The 7,148-nt window shown below is 72.2% G+C and carries 7 protein-coding genes; 6 read left to right on the top strand and 1 reads right to left on the bottom strand.

Going from position 1 to position 7,148, the window contains the following annotated elements; genetic code table 11:
- From ACFE60_RS16175 to ACFE60_RS16150, 6 genes are all read left to right on the top strand, one after another.
- On the top strand, window positions 1–1,169 hold a 1,169-nt coding region (locus ACFE60_RS16175), incomplete at its 5' end, for an aspartate kinase (protein WP_375389887.1).
- The gene (locus ACFE60_RS16170) at window positions 1,166–2,218 is read left to right on the top strand and encodes an aspartate-semialdehyde dehydrogenase (RefSeq protein ID WP_375389886.1); all 1,053 of its coding nucleotides are present in this window, start codon (window positions 1,166–1,168) and stop codon (window positions 2,216–2,218) included. The genes ACFE60_RS16175 and ACFE60_RS16170, both read left to right, overlap by 4 nt.
- A gap of 94 nt (window positions 2,219–2,312) precedes the next feature.
- Complete coding sequence (locus tag ACFE60_RS16165) at window positions 2,313–3,791, top strand: malate:quinone oxidoreductase (protein WP_375389885.1); 1,479 nt, start codon at window positions 2,313–2,315, stop codon at window positions 3,789–3,791.
- Window positions 3,792–3,881: 90 nt separating this feature from the next.
- On the top strand, window positions 3,882–4,925 hold the full coding sequence (locus ACFE60_RS16160; protein ID WP_375389884.1) for an Rv2578c family radical SAM protein: 1,044 nt from the start codon (window positions 3,882–3,884) through the stop codon (window positions 4,923–4,925).
- Window positions 4,926–5,041: 116 nt separating this feature from the next.
- Window positions 5,042–5,758: a response regulator gene (locus tag ACFE60_RS16155; protein ID WP_375389883.1), complete on the top strand. Its 717-nt coding sequence runs from the start codon at window positions 5,042–5,044 to the stop codon at window positions 5,756–5,758.
- Between the two features lie 4 nt (window positions 5,759–5,762).
- On the top strand, window positions 5,763–6,422 hold the full coding sequence (locus ACFE60_RS16150) for a thymidine kinase (protein ID WP_375389882.1): 660 nt from the start codon (window positions 5,763–5,765) through the stop codon (window positions 6,420–6,422).
- Window positions 6,423–6,465: 43 nt separating this feature from the next.
- Here ACFE60_RS16150 and ACFE60_RS16145 read toward each other — a convergent pair whose 3' ends face one another.
- Window positions 6,466–7,047 carry a YdeI family protein gene (locus ACFE60_RS16145; protein ID WP_375389881.1) on the bottom strand — a complete coding sequence of 194 codons (582 nt, stop codon included), beginning with the start codon at window positions 7,045–7,047 and terminating at the stop codon, window positions 6,466–6,468.
- Window positions 7,048–7,148: the final 101 nt, after the last annotated feature.

Here is a 7,148-nt window from a genome sequence, read left to right as displayed (position 1 = left end):
CCGTGTCCGCGATGGGCGACACCACCGACGAGCTGCTCGACCTCGCCCACGAGGTGACGCTGCTGCCCGCTCCGCGCGAGCTCGACATGCTGCTGACGGCAGGCGAGCGGATCTCGATGGCGCTGCTCGCGATGGCGATCAAGAGCATGGGCTTCGACGCGCGCTCCTTCACCGGCAGCCAGGCGGGCATGATCACCGACGCCCAGCACGGCGCCGCGCGCATCGTGGACGTGACGCCCGGCCGGGTCCGGGGGGCGCTCGACGAGGGCGCGATCGCGATCGTCGCCGGCTTCCAGGGCTTCAACCGCGGGACCGGCGACATCACGACGCTCGGCCGGGGCGGCTCCGACACGACCGCCGTCGCGCTCGCGGCGGCGCTGCAGGCGGACGTCTGCGAGATCTACACCGACGTGGACGGCATCTTCACGGCCGACCCGCGCATCGTGCCGAAGGCCCATCCCGTGCCGCGGATCACCAGCGAGGAGATGCTGGAGCTCGCGGCCGCAGGCGCGAAGGTGCTGCACATCCGCGCCGTCGAGTACGCGAGGCGGCACGGCGTGACCCTGCACGTGCGCTCGTCCTTCAGCCCGCAGCAGGGGACCATCGTCTACAACCCGGCGGGGCCGGGGCTCGACGAGAACGGAGCACCCGTGGAAGAACCGGTCATCGCCGGCGTCGCCACCGACCTGTCGGAGGCGAAGATCACCGTCGTCGGCATCCGCGACGAGCCGGGCAAGGCGGCGGAGCTGTTCACGGCGGTCGCGCGCACCGGCGCGAACATCGACATGATCGTGCAGAACGTGTCGGCCGCGGCCACGGGGCTCACCGACATCTCCTTCACGCTGCCGAAGGCGTCCGCGCAGGCCGTGCTCGCCGCGCTTGCCGCCGAGCAGGAGGTGCTCGGCTTCGCCTCCCTGCAGCACGACGACCAGATCGGCAAGCTCGCGCTCGTCGGCGCGGGGATGCGCACGAACGTCGGCGTCTCCGCCCGCCTGTTCCGCGCGCTGTCCGAGGCCGGCATCAACATCGAGATGATCTCGACGTCCGAGATCCGCATCTCGGTCGTGACCCGCGCCGACTCGATCAGGGCCGCCACGCTGGCGGTGCACTCGGCGTTCGGGCTCGACGGGGACGAGGATGCCGTGGTGTACGCAGGGACGGGACGATGACGGGCCTCCGGATCGGGGTCGTCGGCGCGACCGGGCAGGTCGGCGCCGTGATGCGCCGGCTGCTCGAGGAGCGGGACATCGAGATCGAGTCGGTGCGGTTCTTCGCCTCCGCCCGCTCGGCCGGCACGACGCTGCCGTTCCGCGGGGAGCAGGTCGTGGTGGAGGACTCGGCGCTCGCCGACCCCTCCGGCCTCGACGTCGCGCTGTTCAGCGCGGGCGCGACCGCCTCCCGAGCCCTCGCGCCGCGGTTCGCGGACGCCGGCGCGATCGTGATCGACAACTCGAGCGCCTGGCGCATGGACCCCGATGTGCCGCTCGTGGTCAGCGAGGTGAATCCGGAGGCGCTGCGCGACGCGCGGAAGGGGATCGTCGCGAACCCGAACTGCACGACGATGGCCGCGATGCCGGTGCTGAAGGTGCTGCACGACGACGCGACGCTCGTCCGCCTCGTGGTCAGCACCTACCAGGCGGTCTCCGGCAGCGGTCTCGCGGGCGTCGCGGAGCTCGCGGGCCAGGTGGAGCGCGCGGTCGCGACCGGCGACATCGCCGCCCTGACGCACGACGGGTCCGCCGTCGACCTCGGCGAGCCGCAGAAGTACGTCCGCCCGATCGCGTTCGACGTCGTCCCGCTCGCCGGCAACCTCGTCGACGACGGCAGCGACGAGACGGACGAGGAGCAGAAGCTGCGGAACGAGAGCCGCAAGATCCTCGGGATCCCGCAGCTGCTCGTGTCCGGCACCTGCGTGCGCGTCCCCGTCTTCACGGGGCACTCCTTGTCGATCAACGCCGAGTTCGCGGACGAGCTCTCGCCCGATCGCGCCCGCGAGCTGCTCGCCTCCGCGCCGGGCGTGCTCCTCACCGACGTGCCGACCCCGCTCGAGGCCGCGGGGAAGGACCTGAGCTTCGTCGGCCGCATCCGCCGCGACGAGGGCGCGCCGGCCGGTCGCGGCCTCGCGCTGTTCGTGAGCAACGACAACCTGCGCAAGGGCGCCGCGCTGAACGCCGTGCAGATCGCGGAGCTGGTCGCCGCGAACCTCGCCCGCCGCTGATCCGTTGTGAAGGAGTTTCTCGAGCCCGGCCCGAGGAACTCCTTCAGAACGGAACGGATCGGGCGTCCATCCCTCCGCGGATAGGCTCGAAACCATGGCGGAGGACGAGACGATCGATGTCGTCCTGATCGGCGGCGGCATCATGAGCGCCACCCTCGGGACGCTGCTGCACGCCCTCCAGCCCGACTGGAGCATCCGCATCTACGAGCGCCTCGGCGGCGTCGCGCTGGAGAGCAGCAACCCCTGGAACAACGCGGGCACCGGGCATGCCGCGCTCTGCGAGCTGAACTACACGCCGGAGAAGGCGGACGGCTCGATCGACATCAGCAGCGCGGTGAAGGTCAACGAGCAGTTCCAGGTGTCCCGCGAGTTCTGGGCGACGCTCGCGGAGCACGCCCGCCTGCCGCGCGAGGCGGTCTTCATCAACTCGACGCCGCACATGACCTTCGTCCGCGGCTCGGAGCACATCGACTTCCTCCGCCGCCGGTGGGAGGCCCTGACGGACCATCCGCTGTTCGCCGACATGGAGTACTCCGAGGACCCGAAGGTCATCCACGACTGGGCGCCGCTGCTCATGCTCGGCCGGGACCGGTACGAGCCCGTCGCCGCGACGCGCGCCGAGGCCGGCACCGACGTCGACTTCGGGGCGCTCACGAACGCGCTGATCGACTCCCTGCTCGACGACGGCGCGGAGCTGCATCTCAACACCGAGGTCTCCGGCCTGAAGCGCCTCCCCGACGGCGCCTGGCGGGTGCGGTCGCGCCACTCGGTCGGCCTGGACCGGCACGAGGTCAAGGCGCGCTTCGTCTTCGTCGGCGCCGGCGGCTGGGCGCTGAAGCTGCTGCAGAAGGCGGGCATCCCGGAGGCGAAGGGCTACGGCCTCTTCCCGATCAGCGGCCAGTGGCTGCGGTCGGACGACCCCGCCATCGTCGCGCAGCACCGCGCGAAGGTCTACGGCAAGGCGTCGCTCGGCGCGCCGCCGATGAGCGTGCCGCACCTCGACACCCGCATCGTGGACGGGAAGGCGTCGCTGCTGTTCGGCCCGTACGCGGGGCTGTCGCCGCGCTTCCTCAAGCGGGGCAACATCCTCGACCTGCCGCTGTCGGTGCGGCCGCACAACCTGATCCCGATGCTCGCGGTCGCCAAGGACAACTTCGCGCTCGTGCAGTACCTGGTGCGAGAGCTGACGAAGTCGAAGAAGGCGAAGTTCGCCTCCCTGCAGGAGTTCTACCCCGATGCGGACCCGAGCGACTGGTACCCGCTGAGCGCGGGCCAGCGGGCGCAGGTGATCAAGAAGGACGCGAAGAAGGGCGGCGTGCTGCAGTTCGGCACGGAGGTGGTCGGCGGCGCGGACGGCACGATCGCGGGGCTGCTCGGCGCCTCGCCCGGCGCCTCCACGGCCGCGGCGATCATGCTCGACGTGCTCGGCCGGTCCTTCCCCGCCCTGATGCCCGGCTGGCAGCCGGAGCTGCAGCGCCTCATCCCGACCTACGGCTCGCTGCTGTCGGACGACCCGAGGAACGCCCGCCGCGTGCAGGCCGCGACCGCGAAGGCGCTGGGCCTCACCGCCTGACCCTCCATTTTGAAGGCGCTTTGGTGCGCCAGATCGCCTTCACAACGCATCCGGCTTGCGAATAGGTCGAACACGTGTTCGACTATCGGTATGCGATGGGCGGGTCAACAGGTCGGCGCGGAGGTGCCCGGCGCGTTGCCCGGGCTGGCGAAGGTGCACGACCTCGTCCGCACCTCCCGGCCGCCCGAGTTCGCCGGCATGACCTTCTACGAGGTGCGGGCGAAGTCGGCGCTGAACAAGGTCCCGGGACACGTGCCGGGCACGCCCTACGGCTGGACCATCAACCCCTACCGCGGCTGCTCGCACGCCTGCGTCTACTGCTTCGCGCGGCCGACCCATCAGTACCTCGACTTCGCCGACCCCGCGGACTTCGACGCCGAGGTCGTCGTGAAGGTCAACGTGGGGGAGGTGCTGCGCGCGGAGCTCGCGCGTCCGTCCTGGGCGGGCGCGCCGGTCGCGCTCGGCACGAACACCGACCCGTACCAGCGGGCGGAGGGGCGCTACCGGCTGATGCCGCAGATCCTCGAGGCGCTGGCGGACTCCGGCACCCCCGTCTCGCTGCTGACGAAGGGCACGCTGCTGCGCCGGGACCTGCCGCTGCTGGCCGGGATGGCCGGGCGCGGTCCCGTCGACCTGGCGATGTCGATCGCGGTGCTCGACCCCGCGCTGCAGCAGCTCGTCGAGCCGGGCACCCCCTCCGCCGCCGCGCGCCTGGCGACGGTCCGGGCCGCTCGCGAGGCAGGGCTCGACTGCGGCGTCTTCCTGATGCCCGTGCTGCCGCGGCTGACCGACACCGTCGCGCACCTCGACGCGGCGTTCGCGGCGATCGCCGACGCCGGCGCCTCCTACGTCGTCTGGTCCGCGCTGCACCTGAAGCCGGGGGTGCGGCAGTGGTACCTCGCGTGGCTGCACCGCTGGTTCCCCGAGCACGACGCGTTCTACCGCCGGCTCTACGCCGACGGGCCGTACGCGCCCAAGGACTACCGGAGGTGGCTCGCCGACCGGGCGGAGCCGCTGCTGCGGAAGCACGGGCTGCGGCACGGCGCCGAGGACGACGTCACCGGAGGGGTGCGGTCGCGCTCCGCGGGGATCGTGCAGGCCGCCGTCGCGGCGGCTCCGCCGACCCTGTTCTGACCCCGGTTCAGGAGCCCTGGCGCGCGAACCGCCGCGCGAGAGGTGCCGATGAGGCCGCGTTGGGGCATCATCGGGGGACAGGGACGTCGCCCGCGTCCCCCGACGCCGGGAGCGGCATGCCGAACGACGACGACCTCGCGCCGGTCCACGCCGTGGGCGGCACCCGCGTGCAGCGGCCGCCCGCCGTGCGGACCAGGGCCGTGCGCGTCGCTCTGCTCGACGACCACGAGGTGCTGCTCGACAGCATGGCGTCGTGGCTGCGGACCAACGCGCCGGACTTCGACGTCGTGCTGACCGCGACCTCCTGGCTGCAGCTGGTGCACAGCCCCCTCTTCCCGACGGACCTCGTGCTCATCGACGTGCAGCTGCGCGAGCCGGTCTCGATCGAGGCCCGCGTGCGGACCTGCCGGGCCGCGGGCGCGACGGTGATCGTGCTCACCGGGCTGGATACGCCCGACCTGAGGGAGCGGGCGCTGCGCGCCGGCGCGGCCGCGTTCCTCGGCAAGTCCCGCCCGCTCGGCGAGGTGCTCGCCGCCGCCCGCGAGGTCATGGGGCTCACCCCGGGCCGGACCCCGGTGCTGCGCGAGTGGCGGCCGCTGCCGCGGGCGGCGGAGGCGGTCGGGCGCCCGCGTCTCAGCCTCGGGGAGGAGGCCGCCCTGCGGCTGTACGCCTCCGGCCGCTCCACCCGCGAGGTCGCGGCGGAGATGCGCGTGCAGTTCGAGACGGCGAAGACCTACCTCCGCCGCGTGCGGGAGAAGTACGCGCGGGTCGACCGGCCGGCGAGCCGGAAGGCCGAGCTGATCCAGCGGGCCCTGGAAGACGGGTACATCTAGACACGTGGCGAAGCTCTACTTCCGGTACGGCGCGATGAACAGCGGCAAGAGCACGGCGCTGCTGCAGGCCGCGTACAACTACGAGGAGCGCGGGCAGCGCGTGCTGCTCGCGAAGCCCGGCGTCGACGCCAAGGGCGACCGCGACATCGTGTCGCGGCTCGGCGTCGCCCGGCCGGTGCACTTCCTGATCGGCGAGGACCAGGACGTGATGGAGCTGTTCTTCGCGCGGAGGCGCGCGCTGACGGAGGCGACGGGGTCGCCGGTGTCGTGCCTGCTCGTCGACGAGGCGCAGTTCCTCACGCCGTGGCAGGTGAACGATCTGCTGCGCATCGCCGTCGTGCAGGACGTGCCCGTGCTGGCGTACGGCATCCGCACCGACTTCCGCACGGAGGCGTTCCCGGGCAGCGCGCGGCTGCTCGAGGTCGCGCACAGCCTCGAGGAGCTGAAGACGATCTGCCGCTGCGGCCGGAAGGCGCTGTTCAACGCGCGGCGGATCGGCGACCGGTACGTGTTCGACGGCGAGCAGGTCGCGATCGACACCCTGAACGACGTGCGGTACGAGTCGCTCTGCGCCGCCTGCTATCTGGCCGAGTCGGGCGGCGTGCTCGACGGCGAGGCCGTCTCGGTCCCGCAGTCCCTCGGCCCGGACGCCGACTTCAGCTGACTCGTTCCGTTCTGTAGGAGTCCAGCTCCTACAGAACGAGAAGTCATCGGGGGTACGGCGATCCGCCGTCCGCGAGCAGTGCGACCAGCTTCGCCAGCCGATTGACCCTGGCCGTCGGGCTCGGCGCCGTGGAGACGCGGTGGATCACCGCGTACCGGTTCGTCCGGTTCAGCTCCGCGAACCGTGCGGCGGCGGAGGGGGAGTCGGCGAGCGCAGCCGCGAGGTCCTCCGGCACCTCCGCCGACGCGGCCCCGGAGTACGCGCGGTCCCACCGCCCGTCCGTCTTGGCGCGGTCCACCTCCGCCTGCCCGCGCGGCCGCATGCGCCCGTCGGCCACGAGGGTCGCGACGATGCCCACGTTGCGGACGGACCAGAGCGACGCCCTCCTGCGCGGCGTGAACCGCTGCGCGAACAGGGTCGCGTCGATGCTGTTCTTCGGCCCGTCGATCCAGCCGAAGCACAGCGCCTCCTCGAGCGCCTCGTCGTACCGCAGCGACGTCGAGGAGGGGACGCCCTTCTTCGCGAGCGCCAGCCACACGCCGTCCGCGTCGTCCTCGTGCCGTTCGAGCCAGGCGCGCCACGCCGCGGCGTCCGCGACGACGAGGGCGTCCACGATGTCGATCACCGGGGCATTCAGCCACAGGCGACGTCGGTTGTCGATCCGGTCGGGATAGCGGGATTCGAACCCACGACCTCCTCGTCCCGAACGAGGCGCGCTACCAAGCT

Source organism: uncultured Amnibacterium sp. (assembly GCF_964245895.1).
Classification (GTDB): Bacteria; Actinomycetota; Actinomycetes; order Actinomycetales; family Microbacteriaceae; genus Amnibacterium.
The sequence above is the reverse complement of the archived record's forward strand: the minus strand, read 5'-3'. Positions and strand labels throughout refer to the sequence as shown.

Bases quoted from the DNA above. Each gene is read 5' to 3' on its own strand.
- ACFE60_RS16170 (WP_375389886.1), top strand. From the start codon at position 1,166: ATGACGGGCCTCCGGATCGGGGTCGTCGGCGCGACCGGGCAGGTCGGC.
- ACFE60_RS16165 (WP_375389885.1), top strand. From the start codon at position 2,313: ATGGCGGAGGACGAGACGATCGATGTCGTCCTGATCGGCGGCGGCATC.
- ACFE60_RS16160 (WP_375389884.1), top strand. From the start codon at position 3,882: ATGCGATGGGCGGGTCAACAGGTCGGCGCGGAGGTGCCCGGCGCGTTG.
- ACFE60_RS16155 (WP_375389883.1), top strand. From the start codon at position 5,042: ATGCCGAACGACGACGACCTCGCGCCGGTCCACGCCGTGGGCGGCACC.